This window comes from Arenibacter troitsensis (assembly GCF_900177645.1).
In the GTDB taxonomy this organism is placed as follows: Bacteria; Bacteroidota; Bacteroidia; order Flavobacteriales; family Flavobacteriaceae; genus Arenibacter; species Arenibacter troitsensis.
On the sequence record NZ_FXAO01000001.1, the window covers coordinates 239360 to 265522 of the forward strand.

The 26163-nt window shown below is 40.2% G+C and carries 27 protein-coding genes; 23 read left to right on the forward strand and 4 right to left on the reverse strand.

Annotated elements, in window-relative coordinates:
• Positions 1–31: 31 nt before the first annotated feature.
• The 19 genes from B9Y87_RS00920 (at position 32) to tsaB (ending at position 17265) form a co-directional block, all read left to right on the forward strand.
• Entirely contained in the window at positions 32–388 is a 357-nt protein-coding gene (locus B9Y87_RS00920) for a VanZ family protein (protein ID WP_176225570.1), read from the forward strand.
• A gap of 242 nt (positions 389–630) precedes the next feature.
• Positions 631–1341, forward strand: coding sequence for an energy transducer TonB (locus B9Y87_RS00925; RefSeq protein WP_072862816.1), 711 nt, complete (start codon positions 631–633; stop codon positions 1339–1341).
• 216 nt (positions 1342–1557) lie between these two features.
• On the forward strand, positions 1558–2457 hold the full coding sequence (cyoE, locus tag B9Y87_RS00930; RefSeq protein WP_085495304.1) for a heme o synthase: 900 nt from the start codon (positions 1558–1560) through the stop codon (positions 2455–2457).
• Positions 2458–2462: 5 nt separating this feature from the next.
• Complete coding sequence (locus tag B9Y87_RS00935; protein ID WP_085495305.1) at positions 2463–3044, forward strand: cytochrome c oxidase subunit 3; 582 nt, start codon at positions 2463–2465, stop codon at positions 3042–3044.
• A gap of 147 nt (positions 3045–3191) precedes the next feature.
• Complete coding sequence (locus B9Y87_RS00940) at positions 3192–4166, forward strand: cytochrome c oxidase subunit 3 (RefSeq protein WP_085495307.1); 975 nt, start codon at positions 3192–3194, stop codon at positions 4164–4166.
• 67 nt (positions 4167–4233) lie between these two features.
• Positions 4234–4617: a cytochrome C oxidase subunit IV family protein gene (locus B9Y87_RS00945; RefSeq protein WP_085495309.1), complete on the forward strand. Its 384-nt coding sequence runs from the start codon at positions 4234–4236 to the stop codon at positions 4615–4617.
• 136 nt (positions 4618–4753) lie between these two features.
• The gene (locus B9Y87_RS00950) at positions 4754–5386 is read left to right on the forward strand and encodes a hypothetical protein (protein WP_085495310.1); all 633 of its coding nucleotides are present in this window, start codon (positions 4754–4756) and stop codon (positions 5384–5386) included.
• A complete protein-coding gene (locus tag B9Y87_RS00955) occupies positions 5386–6114 on the forward strand; it encodes an SCO family protein (protein WP_085495312.1) in 729 nt (242 codons plus the stop codon). The genes B9Y87_RS00950 and B9Y87_RS00955 overlap by 1 nt, the downstream gene beginning before the upstream one ends.
• On the forward strand, positions 6114–6647 hold the full coding sequence (locus B9Y87_RS00960; protein WP_085495314.1) for a DUF420 domain-containing protein: 534 nt from the start codon (positions 6114–6116) through the stop codon (positions 6645–6647). The genes B9Y87_RS00955 and B9Y87_RS00960 overlap by 1 nt, the downstream gene beginning before the upstream one ends.
• A 10-nt stretch (positions 6648–6657) precedes the next feature.
• On the forward strand, positions 6658–6894 hold the full coding sequence (locus tag B9Y87_RS00965; RefSeq protein ID WP_245802556.1) for a hypothetical protein: 237 nt from the start codon (positions 6658–6660) through the stop codon (positions 6892–6894).
• Positions 6895–6982: 88 nt separating this feature from the next.
• Positions 6983–8230, forward strand: coding sequence for an ABC transporter permease (locus B9Y87_RS00970; RefSeq protein WP_085495317.1), 1248 nt, complete (start codon positions 6983–6985; stop codon positions 8228–8230).
• A 28-nt stretch (positions 8231–8258) separates the two neighbouring features.
• Positions 8259–9518, forward strand: a complete 1260-nt coding sequence (locus B9Y87_RS00975) for an ABC transporter permease (RefSeq protein WP_085495320.1) — start codon at positions 8259–8261, stop codon at positions 9516–9518.
• Positions 9519–9609: 91 nt separating this feature from the next.
• Entirely contained in the window at positions 9610–10722 is a 1113-nt protein-coding gene (locus B9Y87_RS00980) for an efflux RND transporter periplasmic adaptor subunit (RefSeq protein WP_085495322.1), read from the forward strand.
• 101 nt (positions 10723–10823) lie between these two features.
• Positions 10824–11525 (forward strand): ABC transporter ATP-binding protein, encoded by a 702-nt coding sequence (locus B9Y87_RS00985; RefSeq protein WP_085495324.1) that lies wholly within the window; start codon positions 10824–10826, stop codon positions 11523–11525.
• On the forward strand, positions 11518–12747 hold the full coding sequence (locus B9Y87_RS00990; RefSeq protein ID WP_085495327.1) for an ABC transporter permease: 1230 nt from the start codon (positions 11518–11520) through the stop codon (positions 12745–12747). Before B9Y87_RS00985 ends, B9Y87_RS00990 begins: the two co-directional genes overlap by 8 nt.
• A 1-nt stretch (position 12748) precedes the next feature.
• Complete coding sequence (locus B9Y87_RS00995) at positions 12749–14011, forward strand: ABC transporter permease (protein WP_085495329.1); 1263 nt, start codon at positions 12749–12751, stop codon at positions 14009–14011.
• Positions 14012–14042: 31 nt separating this feature from the next.
• Positions 14043–15191: an efflux RND transporter periplasmic adaptor subunit gene (locus B9Y87_RS01000; RefSeq protein ID WP_085495330.1), complete on the forward strand. Its 1149-nt coding sequence runs from the start codon at positions 14043–14045 to the stop codon at positions 15189–15191.
• A gap of 42 nt (positions 15192–15233) precedes the next feature.
• Positions 15234–16574, forward strand: coding sequence for a TolC family protein (locus B9Y87_RS01005; protein ID WP_085495332.1), 1341 nt, complete (start codon positions 15234–15236; stop codon positions 16572–16574).
• Positions 16575–16593: 19 nt separating this feature from the next.
• A complete protein-coding gene (tsaB, locus tag B9Y87_RS01010; RefSeq protein ID WP_085495334.1) occupies positions 16594–17265 on the forward strand; it encodes a tRNA (adenosine(37)-N6)-threonylcarbamoyltransferase complex dimerization subunit type 1 TsaB in 672 nt (223 codons plus the stop codon).
• Here tsaB and B9Y87_RS01015 read toward each other — a convergent pair.
• The 3 genes from B9Y87_RS01015 to B9Y87_RS01025 all read right to left on the reverse strand — a co-directional run bounded on the left by B9Y87_RS01015 (position 17262) and on the right by B9Y87_RS01025 (position 19451).
• Positions 17262–18098 carry a mechanosensitive ion channel family protein gene (locus B9Y87_RS01015; protein WP_085495336.1) on the reverse strand — a complete coding sequence of 279 codons (837 nt, stop codon included), beginning with the start codon at positions 18096–18098 and terminating at the stop codon, positions 17262–17264. The genes tsaB and B9Y87_RS01015 overlap by 4 nt on opposite strands.
• A 180-nt stretch (positions 18099–18278) precedes the next feature.
• On the reverse strand, positions 18279–18479 hold the full coding sequence (locus B9Y87_RS01020; RefSeq protein ID WP_085495339.1) for a dodecin family protein: 201 nt from the start codon (positions 18477–18479) through the stop codon (positions 18279–18281).
• Between the two features lie 69 nt (positions 18480–18548).
• A complete protein-coding gene (locus B9Y87_RS01025) occupies positions 18549–19451 on the reverse strand; it encodes a NifU family protein (protein ID WP_085495340.1) in 903 nt (300 codons plus the stop codon).
• A gap of 119 nt (positions 19452–19570) precedes the next feature.
• On the opposite strand from B9Y87_RS01025, the gene B9Y87_RS01030 reads away from it, so the two are divergent.
• Positions 19571–20566 (forward strand): PorP/SprF family type IX secretion system membrane protein, encoded by a 996-nt coding sequence (locus B9Y87_RS01030; protein ID WP_085495343.1) that lies wholly within the window; start codon positions 19571–19573, stop codon positions 20564–20566.
• Positions 20567–20740: 174 nt separating this feature from the next.
• On the opposite strand, the gene B9Y87_RS01035 is transcribed toward B9Y87_RS01030, so the two are convergent.
• Positions 20741–21916: a vWA domain-containing protein gene (locus tag B9Y87_RS01035; RefSeq protein WP_085495344.1), complete on the reverse strand. Its 1176-nt coding sequence runs from the start codon at positions 21914–21916 to the stop codon at positions 20741–20743.
• 318 nt (positions 21917–22234) lie between these two features.
• Between B9Y87_RS01035 and B9Y87_RS01040 the strand changes: the two genes are divergently transcribed.
• The 3 genes from B9Y87_RS01040 to B9Y87_RS01050 all read left to right on the forward strand — a co-directional run bounded on the left by B9Y87_RS01040 (position 22235) and on the right by B9Y87_RS01050 (position 26147).
• The gene (locus tag B9Y87_RS01040; RefSeq protein WP_085496577.1) at positions 22235–24436 is read left to right on the forward strand and encodes a tetratricopeptide repeat protein; all 2202 of its coding nucleotides are present in this window, start codon (positions 22235–22237) and stop codon (positions 24434–24436) included.
• A gap of 74 nt (positions 24437–24510) precedes the next feature.
• Complete coding sequence (locus B9Y87_RS01045; RefSeq protein WP_085495346.1) at positions 24511–25242, forward strand: LytR/AlgR family response regulator transcription factor; 732 nt, start codon at positions 24511–24513, stop codon at positions 25240–25242.
• A gap of 395 nt (positions 25243–25637) precedes the next feature.
• Positions 25638–26147: a gamma carbonic anhydrase family protein gene (locus B9Y87_RS01050; RefSeq protein WP_085495349.1), complete on the forward strand. Its 510-nt coding sequence runs from the start codon at positions 25638–25640 to the stop codon at positions 26145–26147.
• The last annotated feature ends 16 nt before the right edge of the window (positions 26148–26163 follow it).

The following is a 26163-nucleotide window of genomic DNA, read 5'->3' on the forward strand; positions in this document are numbered from 1 at the left end:
TTTTTTTACAATCTTGTTTATAAGCTGGGTGGTGTTCATAACAACGCTCAGCTTATTTTCTTTTGAGGAAGAGAGTGTGCCGTCCATTGATATTCCACATTTTGACAAGCTGGTACATTTAACTTTTTATTTCGTATTTACGGCTTTAGGCTGTTTTGCCTTTAGGGAAATGGACCGAAGAAATACCCCTTTGAAGAAGGCGATTGTGAAAATAGTTTTATACGCAGTTATTTATGGTATAATTATTGAGGTGCTTCAGGGTGTGGCCACAAAAGATAGGGAGCCCGATTTGCTGGATGTTTTGGCAAATAGTTTGGGGGCATTGTTCGGAAGTTTTTCGGTAAAATATATTTTCTCGGGAAAAACTTCTTTAAAGTGGATGAAATAGTATTTTTTTGAGTAATTTGGGGTGTGTTCTAAGAAAAAGGGTGCAACCTGCTGGTTCTTAATGGAATGGATATTTGGAGATTGAGATTCTTCCACTTAGTTGCGTTCAGGGCCTTTAGTTACATATAATAGGATACTTTGGAGCCCAATGACCTGTTTGAATTTATTTGTATTTTTTTTAACAAAAAGTTTTAAACAGATAAAATAAATATATAAATTAGCGAACATTAAAAATTAAGAATTATGCAACTTAAAAAGAATCCGAAAGCAGATTTAACAAGGAATAGCGGGCTTTATTTCGTTATTGGTCTTGTTTTGGTTATGGCATTGACGTATATAGCTTTTGAGTGGAAGACCTATGACGACGATAATAATTTTGATTACACCATGAATGTGGAGGATACTTTGGACGAAGAAGTTCCAATGACCGAGCAAATCAAAACACCACCGCCACCACCGCCACCAGCAGCACCTGAGATCATTGAGGTTGTTGAGGATGAGGAGGAAGTAGAAGAGACGGTAATAGAGTCTACAGAAACTAGCCAAGAGGAGGAAGTAATAGAAGTGGCCGATGTTGAGGTGGAGGAAGTAGAGGAGGATGTGGATGTACCTTTCGCTGTTATCGAGGATGTTCCTATTTTTCCTGGTTGTGAAAATGAACCAAAAAACAAAATGAGGGATTGTTTCAACTCCATGATGCAGAAGCATATTGGAAAAAACTTCCGCTATCCAGAAATTGCCCAGGAAATGGGAGTTCAAGGTAGGGTAAACGTAATGTTTGTTATCCAAAAAGACGGTAGTATTGGAAACGTAAGAATGAGAGGTCCGGATAAGAACTTGGAGGAAGAAGCTGCAAGGATTATCAGTAAGTTGCCAAAAATGACTCCAGGAAAACAAAGGGGGAGACCAGTTCGTGTACCGTTTAGTATTCCAATTACTTTCAAACTGCAATAGTTGAAACTTATAATATATTCAAAATCCCGAGCCAACGCTCGGGATTTTTTTTGTTCCATAATGATGTGAGCGCGCCTTGGTCCATGGAAGTTAGGATGTTTACTAGATTCGTTTAGCGTTCTGCCTCTCCTATTTAGTTAATTTATATAAACATGTTTAATTGGTTGCAAAAATATCTTATGCGGTGTATCTTTGCGGTCCATTTAAAAAATGTAAATGAAAACGGCGGTCGGTTCAGTGAAGAATACCTCTTTAGCGTTATATTTTGCTGACTTTAAAGAAATTACCAAAGCAAGGCTTGCTGTTAGTGTGGTCTTCTCTTCCATAGCAGGGTATTTTCTGGGTGCCGTTGAAATCAGTTTTACTTCGGTGCTACTTTTGGCCTTTGGGGGCTATTGTATGGTAGGGGCTTCCAACGCCTATAATCAAATTATAGAAAAAGATCTGGATGCCCTGATGAGCCGTACCAGGAACAGGCCAATCCCGTCAGGTAGGATGTCAGTGAATACGGCTATGGCCATTGCTGTTCTCATGACCATTTTGGGAATCGTAGCCTTGTATTTTCTCAATCCAAAGACGGCCATGTTTGGTGCCATCTCCATTTTCTTGTACACAAGTGTCTATACCCCCTTAAAGACTAAAACCCCGTTGGCTGTCTTTGTAGGGGCATTTCCAGGAGCTATTCCCTTCATGTTGGGATGGGTGGCCGCTACCGATCATTTTGGAATAGAGCCGGGGACTTTGTTTATGATTCAGTTCTTTTGGCAGTTTCCACATTTTTGGGCTCTAGGTTGGATGTTGGATGAAGATTATAAGAAGGGTGGTTTTAAAATGCTTCCGACAGGTAAAAAGGATAAGGGCACCGCTTTACAGATCATAATGTATACCATTTGGATGATGATTATATCTATAATTCCGGTATTTGGTTTTACGGGAAGGCTTCAATTGTCAATTGTGGCGGCTGTTATCGTTTTTTTAATGGGTACGGTAATGTTGTTCTTTGCTTTTCGATTATATGAAAAAAGGGACAATGCATCCGCTAGGAAGTTAATGCTGGCCAGTGTAAGTTATATAACGCTGATGCAAGTGGTATATGTAATGGATAAATTTATTTAATAAGGATGGACTTAACGCAGGGTACGGGAAAGGAAAAAAACGCAAGGGCTAAGAAGATGATGCTCTGGTTCGGGATTGTGAGCTTGCTAATGGGATTTGCGGGTTGGACCAGCGCCTATATAGTAAGTAGTTCACGTGAGGATTGGATCAAGGATCTGGCCTTGCCATCATCATTTTTGGGGAGTACCCTAGTTATAATTATAAGCAGTATAACTTATATTATGGCGAAGAAAGCCATTAAACAAGATAGGATAAAACAATGTACCAACTGGTTGTTGTTGACCCTGGGTCTGGGAATTGCCTTTATAATATTGCAATTCAACGGATTCTCACAGATGGTAGCCAACGGTTACTATTTTACCGGGCCTACGAGCAATATTAAAATGTCCTATGTTTTCCTAATAGCTGCCGTGCACATTGTTCATGTCGTTGCCGGGATTATTTCGCTTTTGGTGGTTATTGCCAACCACTTGCGAAATAAGTATTCCTCCAAGGAAATGCTCGGTTTGGAATTGGGAGCCACGTTTTGGCATTTTTTGGATATTCTTTGGGTTTATTTAATACTTTTTATGTATTTCGTGAACTAAAAAAGGGTTAATTCTTTGGTAATTAGAAGGTATTCTAGGTGAGCTTATTTAGAATGGGTTTTTTTTGCCATTTTTAAAAGGCAAAAATTTTGTTTAGCCGAAAAAAATGTAAATTTGTGAAAATTTTATTAACGCTATAATTTTTATATGGATTCTACGGTTACTACGGGTACAGAAGAAAACGTTTGGGGTGGAGGAAATCAACCTCTAGGTGCAAGTTACGGAAAGTTGATGATGTGGTTCTTTATTGTCTCCGATGCTTTAACATTTTCTGGCTTTCTTGCCGCTTACGGTTTTTCAAGATTTAAGTTCATAGAAACTTGGCCAATTGCCGATGAGGTGTTTACCCACGTTCCTTTTTTTCATGGGAATTACCCAATGTACTACGTAGCTTTTATGACCTTTGTCTTGATCATGTCTTCGGTAACTATGGTGTTGGCCGTTGATGCCGGACATAAATTACAAAAGACAAAAGTCATCTGGTTTATGTTTCTTACCATTATTGGGGGTGCTATATTCGTAGGTTCACAGGCTTGGGAATGGGCCACTTTTATAAAGGGCGATTTTGGAGCTTTGGAAACCAAAGGCGGTAGGGTTTTGCAATTTGTTAGTGCCGATTCAGGTGATCGCTTGGCATTAAGGGATTTTGCAGCGACTTTGGACGAAGAAAGGGTCGATCACGAAAGGAAGAACGGAATTTGGTACTACAAAGGCGATGCGTTGCCCAGCTACTCCTTGAATGAGGTAGTTGAAGGGGTGAAATCGAATCCCAATGTTTTAATTCGTACAGAGACCATTAACGAGGATGGCCATAAGACAGTTTTGTCTCGGGATGAAACTTTGAAGAAATTGAACGATGCTGCATTGGTTGTGGAAGGTGCCAATTTGATACGGAATGAGTACGGCAGTAGGTTGTTTGCCGATTTCTTTTTCTTTATCACAGGTTTTCACGGTTTTCACGTGTTTTCCGGTGTAGTAATCAACTGTATTATCTTTTTTAATGTTATTCTTGGTACTTATGAGCGCAGGGGACATTATGAAATGGTGGAAAAAGTAGGGTTGTACTGGCACTTTGTGGATTTGGTATGGGTATTTGTGTTTACCTTCTTCTACTTGGTATAGCTTCTGGAAAAATAACATTTACAATTAAAAGAATACTTTAAAAATAGCATTAAAAATAGCATTAGAAATGGCACACGAACATAAACTCGAAATATTTAGAGGTCTGTTGAAGTTTAAGTCCAATACCCAAAAAATATGGGGGGTACTTATATTCCTTACTTTGGTCACCATAGTTGAAGTGGCATTGGGGATTTTAAAACCTGCGGCCTTAACTCATTCCTACTTCCTTGGGATGAAAATTTTGAATTGGATATTTATCATACTAACCTTGGTTAAGGCGTATTATATTGCTTGGGATTTTATGCACCTTAGGGATGAAAAGAGTTCTTTAAGAAGAGCTATTGTATGGACCCCTATATTCCTTGTTGCCTATCTTATTTTTATTCTTCTCTTTGAAGCGGATTATATATACCACGTGTATAGCGATGGCTTCGTTAAGTGGAATTTCTAACGAATAATTAACAGCTTAAAAAGACGGTATAACAACCGTCTTTTTTATTTTTGTACTTATTCGGTTTGCACCGATTTTACAGCGAAGGAATGTTTTTTTCGTAAAAACTGTAATGTTGGAAACTAATAGCTATTAGATGAAGAAAACATTAGTACTTGTCACCTTATTTATACTGCCAATAGTGATATATCTATTTTTTGCCTCAGGGATTACCAACTTTGGCAAATTGGCAACTTTGACGGAGAATGTCTCTGAAATTGATTTTGCTACCAACGACATTGCCTTGGAAGGTAAAATTACCGTATTGGGATTTTTAGGGAAGGACGTGGATAACAAAAAAGGAAACGCCTTTAATTTAAACCAGAAGATATACAAGCGCTTTAACGAGTTTAACGATTTTCAATTTGTTATGGTAATGCCCAAAGGTACGGAGCAGGGTGTGGAAGCATTGAAAAAGGAGTTGGAGCAGCTGGCAGATATTGGTAAATGGAATTTCGTTTACGGGGATGAGGATGATATTAATCGAATTTTTAGGAGTTTAAAGACGAACCTTAGCTTGGATGGGAACTTGAGTACTCCCTATGTGTTTATCGTGGATAAGAACAGGGTGCTTAGGGGTAGGGACGATGATGAGGATGAGGGTGTCAAATATGGTTTTGACACTTCTTCGGTGGCCGATTTAAACAATAAGATGGAGGATGATATAAAAATAATACTGGCCGAATATCGAATGGCCCTTAAAAAGAACAATGCAGATAGGCCAAAATAATGCAAAAGAATAATTATACATATGTTTGGGTTTCACTGGTAATTCTAGTTTTTGGAATCATTTTTGTCCCAAAAATTGTGGATCGGGTTAAAGGGGGTTCCATTACACAAAATGATAGGTTAAACCTGAAGGATGCCAATGATAAGCTGGCATATGTTGAAATGAACGGTGAGAGACGTAAGGTACCGCCCTTTGCTTTTATAGATCAAGACAGTCTATTGATTACCAATGACGATTATAAGGGCAAGGTCTATCTAGTGGAATTCTTTTTTACTACTTGCCCCACAATTTGTCCCATCATGAACAAAAATTTGGTTCAGATTCAAAACGAATTTAAGAATTTTGAAAATTTTGGAGTGGCTTCGTTTACCATAAACCCAGAATATGATACGCCATCGGTATTGAAGGAATACGCTCAGGATTATGGCATAACAAACATGGACTGGCATTTGTTGACGGGGAATATGAACGACATTTATACCTTGGCCAATACCGGATTTAGTATTTTTGCCGCTGAAGTTCCAGAGGCAGAAGGCGGGTTTGAACATTCGGGTCTATTTGCATTGGTAGATAAAAACGGTTTTATACGTTCCCGGGTGGATAAGTTTGGGAATCCAATTGTGTATTATAGGGGGACTATAACCGAACAGGATGGTGAGAATGATCATGGGGAGCTAGAACAAATATCAATTCTAAAAGAGGACATTAAAAAACTATTGGAAGAATAATGGATACTATTGCTTTAAAGGAAAAAAAAATCAATAAAATTATAAACCTGGTGTCCATTGTCATACCGCTTGTAGTGGCATTGCTATTTGGGGTTAAATTACCCAATGTGGAGCCTCTTGGTTTTTTACCACCTATATATGCTTCCATAAATGGTTTAACAGCCGTTTTATTGGTTCTTGCCGTTCTTGCCGTTAAGAGCGGGAAGTTGGAGTTGCACCGGAAATTAATGACTGGTTGTATTGTTCTTTCCCTGGCATTTCTGGTGATGTATGTGGCCTATCACATGACCTCGGATTCTACCTCCTTTGGCGGAGAGGGGATTGTTAGGTATCTCTACTTCTTTATTTTGATAACCCATATCATTCTTTCCATTGTAATTATACCATTGGTATTGCGCACCTATGCAAAGGCATACCTTAAGAATTATGATGCGCACAGGAAACTTGCAAAAATTACCTTTCCCTTATGGCTGTATGTGGCCATTACCGGGGTTGTGGTCTATTTAATGATATCTCCCTACTATGTACACTAAAAGGTCGACATTGTATTCAAGAAATACCATAAAAGTACGATATACCGTATTGCTTTTAACTTTGGTGTTTTTATTGGTTCCGGAATTGGCCGAAGCCCAATGCGCCATGTGTAGGGCTGTGTTGGAAAGTGAAGGGAGTGAGGCTGCTGCAAAAGGCATCAACAATGGCATTGTTTATCTTATGGCCGTTCCTTATCTGTTGGTGGCCGGTTTATTTTTCTTTATCTACCGCAAGATGAAATCTTAAAACAGGTTCAATTTTAACATTTATTTAGAGTTACACCTGTAACAATTTCATTTCACAAAGGTCTTATTCAATAAACACTATTGGGCCTATGTTTGATATTGAGAGATGGCAGGAAATTTTTGATGCTATACGGAAAAATAAACTCCGTACCATTCTTACCGGCGTTTCCGTTGCTTCGGGCATATTTATTTTGGTGGTTTTATTGGCATTTGGTCAGGGCATGCAAAATGGTATTGCCAAAGAATTTGAAGCGGATGCCAGCAATAGGATAGGGGTGTGGACACAGGTTACCACGCAGGAATATATGGGCCTAAATCCAGGCAGGCCCATACAGTTGAGAAATAATAATTACCAGGCCATCAATTCTAAATTTGGCGAAGACCTTGAAAATAGATCCCCATTCTTTAGGGTAAGAAATGTAACCGTAGATTATAATACGGAATCCGGCTCCTATTCCGTACAGGGAGTATCCCCATTGTTTCAGAATATTGAAAATCAATTCATTTCCCAGGGGCGGTATTTAAATTACGGGGACGAGGAAAACGTTGCCAAGGTGGTGGTGATCAGTAATAAAATTAAACGGGAACTGCTTAAAGGGGAAGAAAATCCCATTGGTGCGTTTTTGAAGCTTTCAGGGATTAATTTTCAGATCATTGGGGTTTATGGGGATAAGGGCGGCGATAGGGAAGAGGATAGGTTGTTTATCCCTATAAGTACCGCTCAGCGTGTTTTTAATGGAACCGATAACCTAAATATGCTGTTCTATACCTTAAAACCTTCCGCAAGTTTGGATGAAACGGTAGCAAAGTCCGTGAAATTGACCGAAGATATCAAAACCTATCTCAAGGAAGCCCATATGGTGGCGCCAACAGACCCTAGTGCCGTTAATACTTTTAATACGTTGGAAGCGGTAAAGCGATTTCAAAATTTAACGGGAGGGATTAAATTTTTCTTCTGGTTCGTTGGTATATGTACTATTGTGGCAGGGGTGGTAGGCGTTAGCAACATTATGATGATTATAGTAAAGGAAAGAACCCGGGAGATAGGGGTAAGGAAGGCTTTGGGCGCACGGCCAAGGGCCATTGTGGGCATGATATTGCACGAGGCAATCTTTGTTACCAGCGTTGCGGGTTTGGCCGGACTAATATTTAGCATGGGGTTGTTGGAGTTTGTGGGTCCAAACCTTCAGATAGATTATGTCCTTAATCCTTCCATTAATTTTAAGGTGGCCCTTAGTACGGTTTGTTTGTTGATAATAGCCGGGGCCTTAGCGGGCTTTTTTCCAGCTTGGCGGGCTGCTACTATTAGACCCATTGAAGCTTTGAGGGATGAATAGGACCATTGTTTGTAAATAACCAATAGATATGTTCAATAAGGACCGATGGAAGGAAATTCTGGAAGTGCTGACCAGTAACTGGTTCAGGACCATTCTAACCGCATTTGGGGTTTTTTGGGGAATATTGATTTTGATTGTTCTCTTGGCGGCAGGGAAGGGATTGGAGAACGGAATACGGTCCAATTTTGGTGATATTGCAACCAATACTATGTTCATGTGGACCCAAGGCACCTCAATGGCCTACAAAGGCTTGCCAAAAGGGAGGCGTTTTACTTTTAAATTGGGGGACGTAGATGCCATAAGGCAAAAAGTCCCGGATCTAAGGTTTGTGTCCCCAAGAAATCAATTGGGAGGTTTTAACGGAACCAATAATGTGGTCCGGGGAATAAAAACGGGGGCATTTAATGTCTATGGGGATTATCCGGATATTATTAATCAAGATCCCATGAGCATCACTTCCGGCAGATTTATAAATCAATTGGATATTGATGGAAAAAGAAAAGTGGCGGTAATTGGAGAAGGGGTGCGTGCCAGTTTATATGATGTGGGGGAAGAGGCTATAGGTACCTATATTAAGATTCAAGGAGTGAATTTTATGGTTGTTGGAACTTATAGGAAGAATTCCAATGACGGCAATGCCGAGGAGATCCAAAAGGAAATTTTTATACCCTTTACTTCCTTTTCCCAGGCTTTTAACCAGGCCGATAAAGTTGGTTGGATGGCCATTACCGCCAATGATGACTCTTCAATTACCCAATTAAAAGAACAAATATTTACGGTAGTACGGGAAAACCAAAAAATTCATCCCCAAGATCTGCGTGCTGTTGGGCATTTTGATTTATTTGAGGAGTTCAACAGAGTGTTGGGACTGTTTAAGGCAATGCGTTGGATAGCCTATTTTGTTGGTGTACTGGTATTGTTATCCGGTGTAATTGGGGTGAGCAATATTATGTTGATAGTGGTCAAGGAACGGACCAAGGAAATTGGGATACGACGTGCTTTGGGAGAAAACCCGTGGTCCATTAAGCTTCAAATTATTATGGAGTCTATTTTTTTGACCATCATATCCGGGATGGCCGGAATTAGTTTCGGGGCCTTTGTCATTTACCTTATTAATTATTTTCTGGCAAGCAACGGACCAATTGAAATGTTCATTAATCCCAGTGTGAGTTTGGGGGTGGTACTGGTGGCCTTGATTATTTTGGTGGTATCGGGGCTGTTGGCAGGTTTTATACCTGCACAAAGTGCTATAAAAATTAAACCAATAGAGGCGCTGAGGATGGAGTAGCCGTATCATTGTGACAAGCTGTAAGATTTTTAACTAGGAATAACAACATAAGTAGGAATCAATCAATCAATCAATCAAAATCATCAAAAACATGAAAAAGTCGATTACCGTTATAATTTTAATATTTATCGTTTTTAGTTGTGCCGGGGCCTTGTATTACCTGTATAAAAAGAATGCGGAAGATCCTGTGGTCTATGCAACAGAAAAGCCTTCCACACAGACCATCATTAAGAAAACTGTGGCTACGGGCAGTATACTGCCTTTGGAAGAGGTGTTGATCAAACCAAATATTTCAGGCGTTATAGAGGAGGTTTTTGTAGAAGGGGGCGATTATGTTCAATCAGGAGATCTTATAGCCAAGATAAAGGTAGTACCCAACCTATCTTCTTTAAACGAAGCCAAGAATACCATAGAAGAGGCCAAGATTTCCTTGGATGACCAAAAGCGCAACTTGGAAAGGCAAAGAACCTTGTTCGATAAAGGGGTAATTTCCAGAGTGGATCTGGAAAAGGCAGAAGTTGCCTATGACCAGGCCAAGCAATCCTATGTTGCGGCCAACAAACGCTTCGATATCGTTAAGACCGGAACAACCAAAGGTTATGGGAACGAGGCAAATACCCTGATACGCGCAACGGTGAGCGGAATGGTGCTGGAAGTTCCGGTGGAAGTTGGTAATCAGGTCATAGAATCCAATAATTTTAATGAAGGTACTACCATTGCAGCCATTGCTGATGTGGATAAGATGATTTTTGAAGGCAAGGTAGACGAATCGGAGGTAGGTAAAATTAAGGAAAATCTACCTCTGGAAATTACCGTGGGGGCCATAGAAAATACCGTGTTCGATGCTGTCCTGGATTATATAGCACCCAAGGGGAAAGTGGAAAATGGGGCCATACAATTCGAGATCAAAGGTACCTTGAAAAAGCGCGATTCCGTGTTTATAAGGGCAGGGCTTAGCGCCAATGCTTCCATTATATTAGCCAAGGCAGATAGTGTGTTGGCGGTGAAGGAAGCCTTGATACAGTTTGATCCGGATACCAAAAAACCCTTTGTGGAAATTGCTACGGGAAGTCAGAAATTTGAACGTAGGGAAATTCAATTGGGGGTAAGTGATGGAATCTATATCCAAATTCTACAGGGAATAAAACCAGACGATGAAATAAAAGTATGGAACGAAATAAAACCTGCAACGGTTGGGGCCTAGGCTTTTTTTAACAAAGCTTTAACACGCACTATTGTAACGACTCTAGTGATAGTAGGTCTTATATTCGTATTTTCATATATGCTCACCTAATTCAATACATCATGATAGAAATTAAAGATCTTCATAAATCCTATAAAATGGGAAGCAATTCCCTGCATGTGTTAAAAGGCATTAATTTTTCTGTGGAGGATGGGGAGCTTGTAGCCATTATGGGATCTTCTGGTTCCGGAAAGTCCACCCTACTTAATATACTTGGTATGTTGGATGTTCTGGATGAGGGATCCTACACCTTGGACGGGGTGCCTATTAAGGATTTAAATGAGACCAAAGCCGCACAATACAGGAACAAGTTTTTGGGTTTTGTCTTCCAGTCCTTTAATTTGATCAATTATAAAAGCGCCATGGAAAATGTGGCACTTCCCCTGTATTACCAAAAAGTAGGCAGAAAGGAAAGACAGGAAAAAGCTTTGAAATACTTGGAACAAGTTGGTTTACGGGAATGGGCAGATCATTTGCCCAGTGAATTGTCCGGTGGTCAAAAGCAAAGGGTGGCCATTGCACGGGCCATGGCGGCCGAACCCAAAGTATTGTTGGCAGATGAGCCTACCGGTGCCTTGGACAGTACAACGTCCTATGAGGTCATGGACCTCATTCAAAAAATAAACGATGCCGGCAACACTATACTAATAGTTACGCATGAGCCTGATATTGCGGACATGTGCAAGAGAATTGTACATTTAAAGGATGGGGTTATTGTGGAAGATAAAAAAATAACCCAGGTTAGGGCCTCCCAGTATGTTTAGTAGGGATAATTGGAAGGAAATATTTGAAACCATTCACAAGAACAAGCTCAGAACCTTTCTTTCTGGGTTTACCGTGGCCTTGGGCATTCTCATTTTCGTTGTTCTATTTGGAATGGGCAATGGCCTGGTGAACACCTTCAACGAGTTCTTTGGGGATGATGCCACCAATGTGCTATACGTTTTTCCAGGGAGGACAACCATACCGTATAAAGGCTATAAATCCAATAGGCGTATTGAGTTTGACAATAGTGATTTGGTAGACATCAATAAGAATTTCTCTATGTTCGTTGAATATACCACTCCAAGAATTTCCCGGGGAGGTTTGGTCAAATACAAGAATGAATCCAATAACTACACTACAAGGGCGGTTGGTCCGGCACATCAATATGCCGAAAAGACCATTATGATGAAGGGACGTTTTATTAATGAGGAAGATATTAAGAATAAGACGAAATATGTTGTCATAGGTAGGCTGGTAGAAAACGATCTATTTGGAAATAAAAATTCCCTTGGCGAATACATAGATGTGGCAGGGAGTGCGTTTATGGTCATTGGGGTATTTCAGGATGATGGAGGGGATAATGAGGAACGATTGATCTATATGCCCTATACAACCAGACAGCTCATTGAGAAAAATAATGATAAGGTAGACCAAATAATTGTGGCCTTTAAACCAGAGATCGGTTACGCCGGGGCCATGGCACTTGATCTGAGTCTTAATCGGTTTTTTAAGGAAAAGAAATATATAAGTCCGGACGACCAGAACGGAATATTCATCAGGAATATCGCGGATCAACTTAAGCAAAACCAGCAATTTGCAAGGGTCTTGCAGATTATAGTGGCCTTTGTGGCCTTTGGTACCATAATAGCCGGGATAATAGGGATCAGCAATATTATGGTTTTTGTGGTCAAGGAACGTACAAAAGAACTTGGTATTAGGAAAGCCCTAGGGGCTACTCCCAAGTCGGTCATAGGTTCCATCTTATTGGAATCGGTTTTTATTACTACCATTTCGGGATTTTTTGGAATGCTTTTGGGGGTTTTTATTTTGAATTCAATGGGAGAAAAATTGAAGGACTACTTCATAACCAATCCCTATATAGATATTACAATGGCGATCAGCGCAACTTTGGTATTGATACTGTTTGGTGCCATTGCAGGATATATTCCGGCCAAACGGGCAGCGGAAATAAAGCCAATTGAAGCCTTAAGAGACGAATAATATGCGATTTTTATTTGACAGCAATACATGGCAGGAGATTTTTGGTTCTATTGGTAAGAATAGGACTAGGACCATTATTACCGTCATTGGGGTTTTATGGGGCATTTTGATTTATATCGTATTGTCTGGAGCTGCTAAAGGCCTGGACAATGGGTTTGAAAAGCAGTTTCAAAATGTGGCCATGAACAGTATGTTTACATGGGCACAGAGTACCAGCATGCCCTATAAAGGGTTTAAAACAGGAAGACAGCTACAACTGAAATTAAATGATGGGGTACTGTTGAAAAATAGGATTCCCGAGATTCAATATATTGCCCCAAGAAATGTAAAGGGCATTTTTGGAGGTAGTCCGGCCCAGACCATCAGAAACGGTAAGTCCGGGAACTATGCAGTATATGGCGATTATCCCATTTCCACAAAAATAGCTACCAAGAAAATTTATGACGGAGGTAGATTTATAAATGATGAGGATATAGAGGGCGCCAGAAAGGTATGTGTTATTGGAGAACGCACCCAAAAGGAGTTGTTTGAAAGTGAAGAGAACCCTATAGGAGGATATATTAGAATAGACAATGTTTTTTTTCAGGTGGTAGGAGTGCACAAGTATACGCCGGGAGGAGGATTTGAAAGTGATTCCGATATTTATATACCCTTTACCACCTTTAAAAAATTATACAATACCGGTGAAAATGTGGGTTGGTTTGCCATTGCAGCCTATGATGATGCCGATGTTGTACAAGTGGAGGAAAATGTGAAGGCGGTTCTTAAAAGTATTCACAATGTGAATCCCAAGGATGAACGGGCTATTGGTTCTTTTAACCTAGGGGAAATATTCAATAGAATTGTCGGCTTTGCCAAGGGGCTGACCTTTATGTCCTTGGTAGTTGGAATTGCCACTATTTTAGCGGGAGTTATAGGGATCGGGAATATTTTGTTGATCTCGGTCAAGGAAAGAACCAAAGAATTGGGAGTTAGGCGTGCCCTAGGTGCCACGCCCAAGGAAGTGAGGTCGCTTATTATCCTAGAATCGGTGTTTTTGACCATGTTGGCCGGCATTATGGGAATAATTCTAGGAGCCGGGGTGCTGAGCCTGATCAATAAGTTGACCAAGGGTATGGATTTTCCCTATTCCAATCCAACCGTACCCATTCCCTATGTTTTGGGAGCTTTGGCCATAATGGTAATTCTAGGTACTTTGATTGGGTTGATACCCGCCCAACGTGCCGTAAGTATAAAACCTATAGATGCATTAAGAGAAGAATAAAACAAACCAATACTAATAAATAACAAGTAAAATGAACAAGATTGTAAAATATGTGCTAATTGGGATTTTGGTGCTGGGCGCACTTTGGGCAGCCGCTTTTTTTATAAAGTCCAATAGCAAATCGGCCATTACCTACGAGACAAAAAATCCATTTATAGCCAATATTCAAAAGAAATCTGTGGCAACTGGAAAGGTAGTGCCTGAGGATGAGGTGGAGATAAAACCTCAGATTTCAGGAATTATAGATGAAATCTTTTTGAAAGAGGGGGCCAAGGTAAATGCCGGCGATCTAATTGCAAAAATTAAGGTGGTTCCCAATGAACAATCCTTGAACCAGGCAAGAGGTCGGGTTAAGAATGCAGAAATAGCATTGAACAATACCAAGGTTGAATATGACCGTAACAAAGCCATATTTGATAAGGGAGTTATCTCTTCCCAAGATTTTAATACACAACAGTTGCGATATGATCAGGCAAAATTGGAGTTGGACAATGCAAGATCGGATTACCAGATTATCCGTGATGGGTCGGCTGGTGGCAGTGCCACTGCCAATACTAACATACGGGCCACTGTTTCTGGGACCGTACTTGAGATTCCCGTTAAGGAAGGAGATCAGGTAATTCAGAGTAACAATTTTAATGATGGTACCACAATAGCGACCATAGCCGATTTGAGCATCATGATTTTCGAAGGGAAAGTAGACGAAGGCGAGGTAGGAAAATTGGAATTGGGAATGCCCCTAGAAATTAGTTTGGGCGCTATTAACGACAAAAAGTTTGATGCCAAGCTTAGGTTTATTGCCCCTAAGGGCGTGGAGGAATCCGGAGCTGTACAGTTTAAGATAGAGGGCGATGTTACTGTGGAGGACGATTTTTTGATCCGTGCCGGATATAGTGCCAATGCCTCCTTGGTGCTGGAAAAGAAAGATAGTGTTATGGTGATACCAGAGGCCCTATTGCAATTTGACAAAATAACGGATAAACCTTTTGTTGAAGTTGCCGTAGGTACGCTTGAGGAGCAAAAGTTTGAAAGAAAGGATGTAGAGATTGGGATTTCGGATGGGGTAAATGTGGAAATAGTTTCAGGTATTACCGAAGAGGATAGGGTGAAGGTTTGGAATAAGACCGAACCTATCAAGAAAGGTACGGAAGAGGACGGTGAAGAAGGGGAAGAAAATTAAGGGGAATATCAATCAAAAAATCAATCAAAAAACAATCAAAACATGAGAATTAGAATAATTATAGGGTTGTTTATTTTCTGTTGTGGCCTGCTTTCTGCCCAGGAAAAAAAATGGACCTTGGAAGAATGTGTTTATTATGCGGTGGAAAACAACTTGACCATAGAGCAGTTTGAACTCGATCTTGAAAATGCCAAAATAGATAAATCGGATGCTATAGGTGATATGTTGCCCAATTTTAATGCAAATGCGAGTCTCTCTGGTAATTCGGGGCTCGTTCTGGATCAATCCAGGAACCAACAGGTTACGGGTACCGTAACAACGGCATCAGGAGGTTTCAGTTCCTCGGTAAATTTATTTGATGGACTCAGGAATATCCATAGGCTTAACCGGGCAAAATTGAATGCCTTGGCAAATCAGTATAGATTGGATGACTTAAAGGACGACATTATGCTGGCGGTGGCCAATGCCTATCTACAGGTTTTGTCCAATAAGGAGTCGCTTAAGGTCTTTAGGGCGCAATATGCCGTAACGGAACAGGATCTGGTTAGGACCAAGGAATTGGTGGAAGCCGGGGTAGTCCCAAGGGGCGATTTATTGGAAATAGAGGCTACTGCGGCCAATCAGGAACAGCAAATTGTAAATGGAGAGAATCAAGTGTTGATCTCTAGGATAAGCTTGGCACAGCTACTTCAGATCAGGGACTACGAAAATTTTGATATCGCCGATGAGGAATTCGATATTCCTCCTTCCAATATCTTGGACAATTCTCCCAAGACTATTTTCGACAAAGCCCTTACTTTTAGAAATGATATTCAATTCTCCATGTCCAACGTAGAATTGGCACAAAAGGATTTGCAAATTGCCAAAGGGGCGGTTTACCCAACCTTAGGGGCTTTCTTTAACTATGGCACACGTTATTCGAGCGAGTTTAGGGATCCATTGACCTTTGATAGGATCGCTTTCACGGACCAGTTGTATTTAACTGACGGTATTGCCTATGGCCTGCAGTTGAATATTCCAGTGTTTAATGGGTTTAGTGTTAATAATAATATTAAAAGGGCCAAAATTGGGGTAGAAAGGTCACGTTTGCAGTTGGAACAGGATAAATTGGATTTGGAATCCAATATCAATCAGGCCTATGTAGATGTTAAGAGTTTTTCCAAAGCCTATGAAGCTGCCCAAAAAACCTTGGATGCACGCCGGTTGGCCTATAATTATTCCAAGGAGAGATTTGATGTTGGCCTAATGAATGCCTTCGATTTTAGTCAGTCACAATCCAGGGTTGATAACGCGGAGGCCGAATTAATAAGAACAAAATATGACTATATATTTAGATTAAAGGTTCTGGAATTTTATTTTGGTTTACCTATAACCTTGGATTAAGCTATATTTGCGGTCTATTATGACTATGATACTAAATTTAGAGACCGCAACCACGAATTGTTCAGTGAGTATTGCAAGGAATGGGGAAATAATTTCCTTAAGGGAAGATAATAGTCCAAACTATTCGCATTCGGAACAGTTGCATATTTTTATAGAGGAAGCTTTGCAAGGGGCTTCCTTAGCTTTTAAGGATATATCCGCTTTGGCCGTGAGCAAGGGCCCAGGGTCCTATACCGGTCTGCGCATAGGGGTATCGGCAGCCAAGGGACTTTGTTTTTCCTTGGATCTCCCACTGATATCTGTTTCCACATTGGAAAGTTTGGCAATGCAGGGCCATGCAAGAAACTACGATTTTATAATTCCGGTTTTGGATGCTAGGAGAATGGAAGTCTATTCGGCAATTTTTGACGCGCAGGGCAATCGTCTTAGGGAAACCAAGGCAGAAATTATAAACAAGGATAGTTTCCTGGAATATGCACAAAAAGGCAGCGTTTTGCTCATTGGGGACGGAGCTGAAAAATGCCGGGAACTGCTGGATCATCCAAATTTTAGTTTCCTTACGGCATTGCCTACGGCTACGGAGATGGGTGAATTGTCTTATAAAAAGTTCAAAGCAAACGATTTTGAGAATGTCGCTTACTTTGAACCTTATTACTTAAAGGACTTTATGTTGCCCACCAAAAAATCTTAGACTTGGGACTGGTGGATTACCCTTTGTGGGAAAGGGATTTCTATTCCTGCGGCGTCAAACCTTTTCTTTAGCTCTTCCATAACATGGAAGTGGGCCGCCCAAAAAACTTCATTTTTGGCCCAAAAGCGCAAGGAAAGATTTACGGAGCTATCTCCCAATTCGGCCACATATACTTCTGGAGCCGGATCCTTAAGGATATTTTCGTTCTCGGCACATATCTGTAACAATATATCCTTTGCCTCCTTAATATTGGAATTGTAACCTATGCCTACGGCTATTTTATCCCTACGGGTATTTTGGGCATTGTAGTTAATAATGTTATTATTGGATAATTGGCCATTGGGAACAATAGCGATCTGATTTCCAAAAGTGCTCAATTTGGTTGTAAAAATAGTAATTTCCTTAACCGTGCCATCTACACCTTGGGCAGAGATAAAATCACCTACCTTAAATGGTTTAAACACCAGGATAAGTACTCCACCAGCAAAATTGGCCAAGGAACCTTGCAGTGCCAGGCCAATGGCCAGACCAGCGGCACCAATAATAGCCACCAAAGAGGAAGATTGCACCCCTAGTTGGGTAATTACCAGTACAAACAGCATTATTTTAAGGCCAATACTGATAAAGCTCATCAAGAAGGATTCTAAGGAAGGGTCGTATTCGGCCTTATTAAAAAATTTCTTGACCATTCTATTGATAAGCCTTATAACCCAAAGGCCTACTACCAGAATTAGTGCAGCTGTAATTAGGGAAGTGATCAATCCAGGCAAAATTTCCCATGCCCATTCCTGGGCTTTAGTAAGGTTGTCCTCGTAGTTGTTAAGTATATTCATTTAATTTTAATTTTTTGCAAAACAATAAAAAAACCATTCCCTTATCAAACTCCAAACACTAAACAAATGTTAATCTTATGGACAGTTACTGTTGAAATCTACAGTGATGAAATGGGTTAAAAAATATGCTACAAAAAAAGCGCCTTTTATCGGCGCTGATTGATTGAAATGCAAATAATATTAATTCACTTCAAAAGTGATCTTAACATTTACGCGATAATCGCTAAGTTTTCCGTCCGTAACCGTAGCGCTTTGTTCTTTGATATACACAGAACGAATGTTCTTTACGGTTTTGGAAGCTTGTTCCACAGCATTTTTTGCGGCATCCTCCCATCCTTTGTTGGAATTTGCCAGCACTTCAATAACTTTTAAGATAGCCATAATATATAGTTTTAGATTCTCTTAAAGTTAAGAAATAAAAGCTAGATAGGATATTATTGTTATTGAAAATCAACCATTTAAGGCAACAACTTCATTTACCATATCGCCCATCATATTTTTGAGCATCGTTTCAATTCCATTTTTTAAGGTATAGGTAGACGAGGGGCAGCCACTACAGGCCCCTTGCAAAATAACGTTGACCGTTTTGGTGTCCCCCTCATAGGATTTAAAAAGAATATTGCCGCCATCACTAGCTACGGCTGGTTTTACATACTCTTCCAAAATATCAATGATTTGCTTGGATATATCGTCTAAATTGGCATCCTCCATCTGGGCTTCCGGGGCCGTTGTTTTTTGTTTTTGAAGACTCTTGGCCGAAACCACTTCCTTGCCATCAGCAATAAAATCCCTGATTTTCTCGCGCAGTTCCATAGTAATAACGTCCCATTCCGCTACATCGTACTTGTTTATGGAAACATAGTTTACATCAAAAAATACTTCCTTTACGAAAGGCAGCATAAATAGTTGTTTGGCCAATTCCGAATCTTTGGCCTCATCTATGTTCTTGAACTCAAAAGTTGTTGGTACAATTTTTTTATTGGTCACAAATTTCATCACGGACGGATTGGGTGTCACTTCGGCATAAACCGTTACCGCCACCTTCTTTTGATTTTCATCCTCCTTAACAACAGGCTCCCCAGCGTTAAGATAATCTACCAACTGTTGTGCCACACTATCCTTAACATCGTCCCATTCCACAATATCATAACGTTCCAATCCAATAAAGTTGCCCGAGATATATACCGTTTTTATAAACGGCAGATAAAATAACTGCTGGGCCAAAGGCGAAATTTTAGCTTCGTCTATGTTTTTGAATTCGTAATTATTGTTCTTGGTTATGAAATGATTAGTTTCAAATTTCAGTATCGCCGGATTCTTCGTGGGCACCACGGTAATTATAAACTCCTCCATTTAAATATTTTTCACAAAAGTACGAAGGTTTTTCTAAGTTATGGCATATATAATAATGTAGTACTTCAACCGTTATATTTTATATTTGGACGATGTTATTAACGCACCCCTCATCTTAAATGAAACAACATTTATTGATTTTACTTTCGTTTTTTGCGATGGGCTATCAGTCTGCTGCCCAAGAAGGCGTTCCAGTCTATTTCGATTATTTAGCGGATAACTACTATTTGGTATACCCATCTATGGCAGGAATAGGCGAAGGTGGTAAAATTAGGGCAACAATAAGGAAACAGTGGTTTAGTGTGGATGAGGCCCCTAATATGCAGACCTTAAATGCACATTTTAGGGTTGGTGAAAGTAGTAGCGGTTTTGGTGCAACCGTTTTTAATGACGCCAACGGTTATCATTCCCAAACGGGATTTAAACTTACCTATGCACATCATTTAAGATTGGGCGGGGATTTTAGAAGCCTAAATCAACTCTCCTTCGGACTTAGTGCGGGCATTCAGCAAAGTAATTTGGACGAATCCGAGTTTGTTTCAGTAATTCCGGACCCGATCATTACCGGTTCCAGGAATAGTGTTGGTTATTTTAATATGGATTTGGGCATGTCCTATAATTTCATGGAATTCTATGCCCATGCGGCAGTTCACAATTTGATGGGACGGGGTAGGGATCTGTATTCGGCCATAGAATCCAATAACTTACGGAAATATCTTATATCATCCGGTTATGTTTTCGGAAAGAGCGAATGGCAGGTAGAACCTTCCGTACTATTTCAGTTTACGGAGTTTACCCAAGAAAAAGCTATCGATATCAACGCCAAAGTTTATAAAAGTGTGGATTTTGGAACGGTTTGGGGGGGTATTTCGTATAGACGAAGTTTTGATGGCGCCCAATACCAAACTGCCAGCGATTTTGGCGAGCAGCGTTTACAGCTCTTTACTCCTATTGTGGGTGTCAACTACAAGAATTTTCTAGTCTCTTATAACTATTCCTACCAAATGGGGGATGTTAGGTTTGACAACGGTGGATTTCATCAAATAACCCTAGGGTACGATTTTGGGCAGACAGAGAAAAGATACGATTGTAAGTGTCCAGCAGTTAATTACTAGTTCCTAAGCTGCGTTTAGCAGTGGATATAATTTTCTTTTTACTGATAATTAGTACTTGGATGTACAAAAATTAAATGTTCAATAGATTTGCTATATCCATTGAACATTTGCTTTATATCTTACAATTTTTACAGTTCTATTAAGGTCCGTAAGGGACTATTTTGCCTAAGTGGCCTACTCCCAACGATAATTCTTTTTGGCCGCTTGTTTTTGAATGGCCGTAAGCATGGCATTCTCCAGTTCACCTTTTTCAGTATCCTTTTTCTTTGAGGCGATATAGGCTTCCCTTTTGTTGTTAAGGTCCTGTATTTCTTTTTGAATATCGCTGCGTTCCTTTTTCTTGCCTTCAATATAGGATGCCATTTCAGATTTGGATTTCCCTTTTAATTCTTGGGGCAATTGCTCCTTTTCAATCTTATCCAGATCAAAATCTTCAGACTTGGAGGCGTCTACCATATCCCAGGAGGAGTTGGTGTAAAGTCGGGACGACTTGCTTACCGCACGTTTCACCGCAACGGCCTCTTCCATTTCCATGGCATTGCTGTCCTGGACACTTTGTTGCCGAATTTTTGCTGCGCCCAAAGCTCCGTATGAAATGTAGGTTTTGTTTAATTTGGAGTTTAACCTTATGATTATATCATCGTAAGGGGTGGCTATATGTACCACTTCACGGTTGTGGTCTATGGCCATATATTCTCCACCCGTTAGTTGGGCCCCATTTTTCCATCCCGTATTGATACCTTGCTCGTAGGCACCACAAAAAATGGTATTTACTATAACATCTTTCTCCTTGGCATTGGCCACTGCATCCTTGTAATTTAGTTTTCCTTGGGTAAAGGGTTCATTGCCGGCAATAAAGATCATTTTTAGGTTATCCGGATTTTTTCCCCAGTCCAACTGACTCAAGGAAGTTTGTATTACTTGCCCGCAATATTCTTCCCCTCCATTGGTTGACAGGGAGAATAGTTTTTCCGAAATTTCATCCAGATCACTGCTGAAACCCAAAACCTGTTGAATATAACCTTCCCTAAAGGATAAATTATCGTTTCCATATTGGTAAAGGGCAATTTGCAGCTGGGGCCTACCATCCGTGCCGCATTTGGCATGGGTGAATTTGTTCACAATATCCCATAATTGTGCTTTCGCCTGATTTATCAGTCCGTCCATACTATTACTGGTATCCAGCAAGAGTGCAATCTTAACCATATTATTGTCCGATTTGGAGTTTTCCGCGGTTACTTTGGTGATATTAGGGTCTTTTAAGGTATGCCCGTTAAGGTCGTTACCAAAACTTTGGCCCATACTTAGGGCAATTGCCCCTAAAACTAATATTTGCTTTACATTTTTCATCGGTACTTTATTTTAGTTGAACATTGATTTCTTTTTGTTTTAGTGGTTGTATCATTATGATAAACACTATGTTTCGTTACTTGTTAGCTATCAAAGTTTATGTGTTTGGATATAAATCGTTGATGCTATGGGATAAAAGTAGGAGCAACATATTTTTTAAAAAATAAGCAATGAGTAAACGGCCATTTTGAATGAGCCAATGGGTGTTTTGAATGTGTTAAGGTCCGTTTATGTTTAAAAACTGGGCTATTTAAAGGAATTAGGTGTTTTTTAGTGTGGTTTAAATCAATTAAGTTTATCATAATATATTCAATGGGAATGGCCAAATTTTTTTACATATGTGTATTAATGGTGTTGGGTACGGTAAAAGGGTATTCCCAAATATCGCAGACCGGATCTAATTTTGAGCTCCAGGGAGTGGTCAAGGAAAAGGAAAGTAATCAGGGCCTGTCCGGAGTGACTGTATCTGCCAATAATGGCGAGTATACACTAACAAATGCTAAAGGGGAATTTAAGATTGTTGTAGGCTTGGGGCAAGAACTTGTCTTTGAGAGTCCCAGCATGGAAACCCTTCGGTATAGGGTTGCAAGTAAGGATTATTTGGAGATTGTAGTAGGAACTGCCAACAAGGATAATATAGGGTCAAGTAGGAGTAGTAAGGTGGAAAGTTCTACCTCCCTGTATAAGCGTTATATTGATTCTGCCAATTTCTATAAAAAGAAGGATATTCGGAAAAGTATCGATTTTATAACCCAATCACTTTCCCAGTTGGGGATTGGAAGTAATAAGCAACAATTGGCCATGGCCTATTCCACCCTAGGGGAGGTGTACCAATATCACAAGCAATACGATTTGGCCATCTCCAGCTACAAGGATGCTATGAATGCCAATAAGACGCTAAAAACATCCTTGCTGCTTGGCAAGACCTATGTCCTGAACAAAGAGTACGGGGAAGCGGAGAAGTTGCTCTCGCCTTTGGTCAAAATGACCAATATGGTTCCATTTCAAAGGGTAGAGCTTTATGAGACGCTAGGAGATGCCTATATTGGATTGGGAGATGTGGATAATGCAGTGGCCTTTTATGGCGAGGGGCTCAAAATAGCCGATAAGAATCAGATCGCTCCAAAAACAATCGACCTAAATTCAAAAATAGCCACTGCCTACGCCAAGGGAAACCGACTTCAGGAAGCCAATGCCTATTTTAATAATTCATTGGAGCTTTCCTCAGGACAAGCACCGCAACGGGCAGTCCAGGAGAAAGAGAAAGTGGCCGATTTTTACAATCGTAAAAATCAATATGGGCAGGAAATACAATTGCGCAAAAAGAGTTTGGAGGATTTAAAAAAGATTCCCAAAAATGAGGTTTCGGGTGAATTATCTATAGAAAACGATTCCATATCGGCCCAAAGAATAAATTACAAAATTGCGAATGCTTATATAGCCCAGGATAAATATGATGAAGCCATACCTTATTTGGAGGAGAGTATAAAGGATGCGGATGTTGACGATGATTTGTTGGTCCGTAAAGATGCCACCCGTAAATTATCTGAAGTTTATAGGTACAAGGGCGATTATACCAAAGCCCTGGAGACCTATCAGGAGTATGTAGCCGTTGTAGACACCCTTTATATTAGAAAGGAGCAGGAAATTGCCAGAGCTGCCCAGTTTAATAGGGAGCTTGCCTCCAAGCAAAGTAGAATATCCGGACTTGAACAGGAGCGGGAGCTAACCCAGAGTAAATACAGCCTGGCCCTAACGGAGCAGCAATTGGTGGCAGAAAGTATAAAACGGCAAAATTGGATCATTTATTCCCTGATTTTTGGAATGCTGTTAATGGGTTTGGCAGCCTACTTTTTTTACAGGAGCAATAAGCAACAAAAGTTGGCCAATAATTTGTTGGCCTTGAAATCCCTGAGGTCTCAAATGAATCCCCATTTTATATTCAATGCCTTGAATTCGGTAAATAATTTTATTGCCAAAAGCGACGAAAGAAGTGCAAATAGGTATTTGAGCGATTTTTCCACCTTGATGAGGGCCGTATTGGAAAATTCCGATGAGGATTTTATTCCCCTTTCCAAGGAGTTGGAATTGTTGGAACTGTATACCAAGTTGGAGCATTCACGCTTTTCGGATAAATTCGATTATGAAATTATAGTAGATGGGGGTATTGATGTTGATGCTTTTCAAATACCGCCCATGCTGTTGCAACCTTATATTGAAAATGCCATTTGGCACGGTTTGCGCTATAGGGAAGACAAGGGTTTTCTAAAGATTGAGCTCGGGCAAAAAGATAGGCAAGCCTTGGAGATTTCCATAATCGATAACGGTATAGGCAGAAAGCAATCAGCGGCCCTAAAGACACAAAATCAGAAAAAACAAAAATCCAAGGGCATGGGCAACATCAAAAAAAGAATAGAGATATTGAACGATATGTATAAGGATAAGGTAGATGTTTTTATTTCCGACCTGGAAACCAATGGTACGGGTACTAAAGTGCTGTTTACCATTAAGAGGGACTGATGCAACAAACACAAATGATGAGGTTGGTGGGTCAAATAGGCCTAAGGTAGAAGAAAGAAACGCAAAATTTGAAAATGAAAATAAACGCCCTAATTGTAGAAGACGAAGCCAATAGCAGGGAAATTCTACGTAATTATTTGGCCAAATATTGTCCCACGGTTAATTTGGTTGGCGAAGCGGCAACTATAAAGGAAGGGCTAGCCCTGATCAATAGTACGGAACTGGATTTGGTATTCTTGGATGTGGAAATGCCTTTTGGCAATGCATTTGACCTGTTGGACCAGCTGCCAGATCGAAATTTTGAAACCGTTTTTGTCACTGCCTATAATCAGTACGCCGTAGATGCACTAAATGCCCACGCTGCCTATTATTTAATGAAGCCCATTAGCATAGATGAACTGATCAAGGCAGTAGATTATGTGATGGAAATTAGGGAGAAGGAAAAGGCGATAGAAGATAGGGTTCTTACCCCTAAATTTAATAAGGTGGATGGAAAGATTACCCTGCCGCAACAAGATGGGTTTCAGGTATTGAATGTAGGGGATATATTGTATTGCAGGGCAGATGACAATTACACGGAATTGTATTTGGAGAAACAAAAAATTCTGGTCAGTAAAACGCTTAAATATTTTGAGGAAGCCTTGTCCGGTTATACTTTTGCCAGGGTCCATAAGTCGTATCTGGTAAATGTAAATGAGATTGTCAGGTATAAAAAGGGCAAGGGAGGTAGCGTGGTGATTTCCAATGGTAAGGAGATAATGGTTTCCGCATCCAAAAAGAAGGATTTGTTGTCTTTTTTTGAATAGCGTAGATTTGTCCAAAGTCTAAGGTTGCACTTTGGAGATTGAGCGGAGTCGAAATCGGAGATGAAAAATAGCAATGAGCGGCAAACGGTCAACAGTAATCTGGGATGTTTGCTAAATTGTGACTTCGGCTACGACCGCCTGAACGGAACGGGCAGGCTCAGCCACCGGATGAAAAATACGGAGATTGAGAGGGGTAAAAATTGAAGTAAACGTGAGATTGTAAATAGTGAACAATCAACAGTTAATTATTAATAGTGAAAAAGGGGAAAGACCAATGTATATAATACCCCCATTTTTCGTTCGAGCGCGGTCGAGAACTTGCGTTATTAGGTGGTGTCAAACCTTAGGAAGTAACGGATGTTAGAAACCAAAAAAAAATAAACGTATTAACTAAGATGATTAAAACCATAAATGGAAAATCGCCACAGATAGGGGAGGATTGTTATATTGCGGAGAATGCTACGATTGTTGGGGATGTAGTTATGGGAAACCAATGCAGTATCTGGTTCAATGCAGTATTAAGAGGCGATGTACACTATATAAAAATGGGGGATAAGGTAAATGTGCAGGATGGGGCAGTTATACATTGCACTTATTTAAAGTCGCCCACCAATATTGGCAACAATGTTTCCATAGGTCATAATGCCATAGTTCATGGCTGTACCATACATGATAATGTATTAATAGGAATGGGGAGTATTGTCATGGACGATTGTATAGTGGAAAGCAATAGCATTATTGCAGCAGGAGCCGTGGTAACCAAGGGAACCCGAGTGCCTTCAGGTACTGTTTTTGCAGGAATGCCGGCTAAAAAAATTAAGGAGATCAGTACCGAGTTGAGTGTTGGGGAGGTAGAGCGTATCGCCAATGCTTACGTAAAATATTCCGGTTGGTTTAAGGAATAATTTCCATAAATAATAG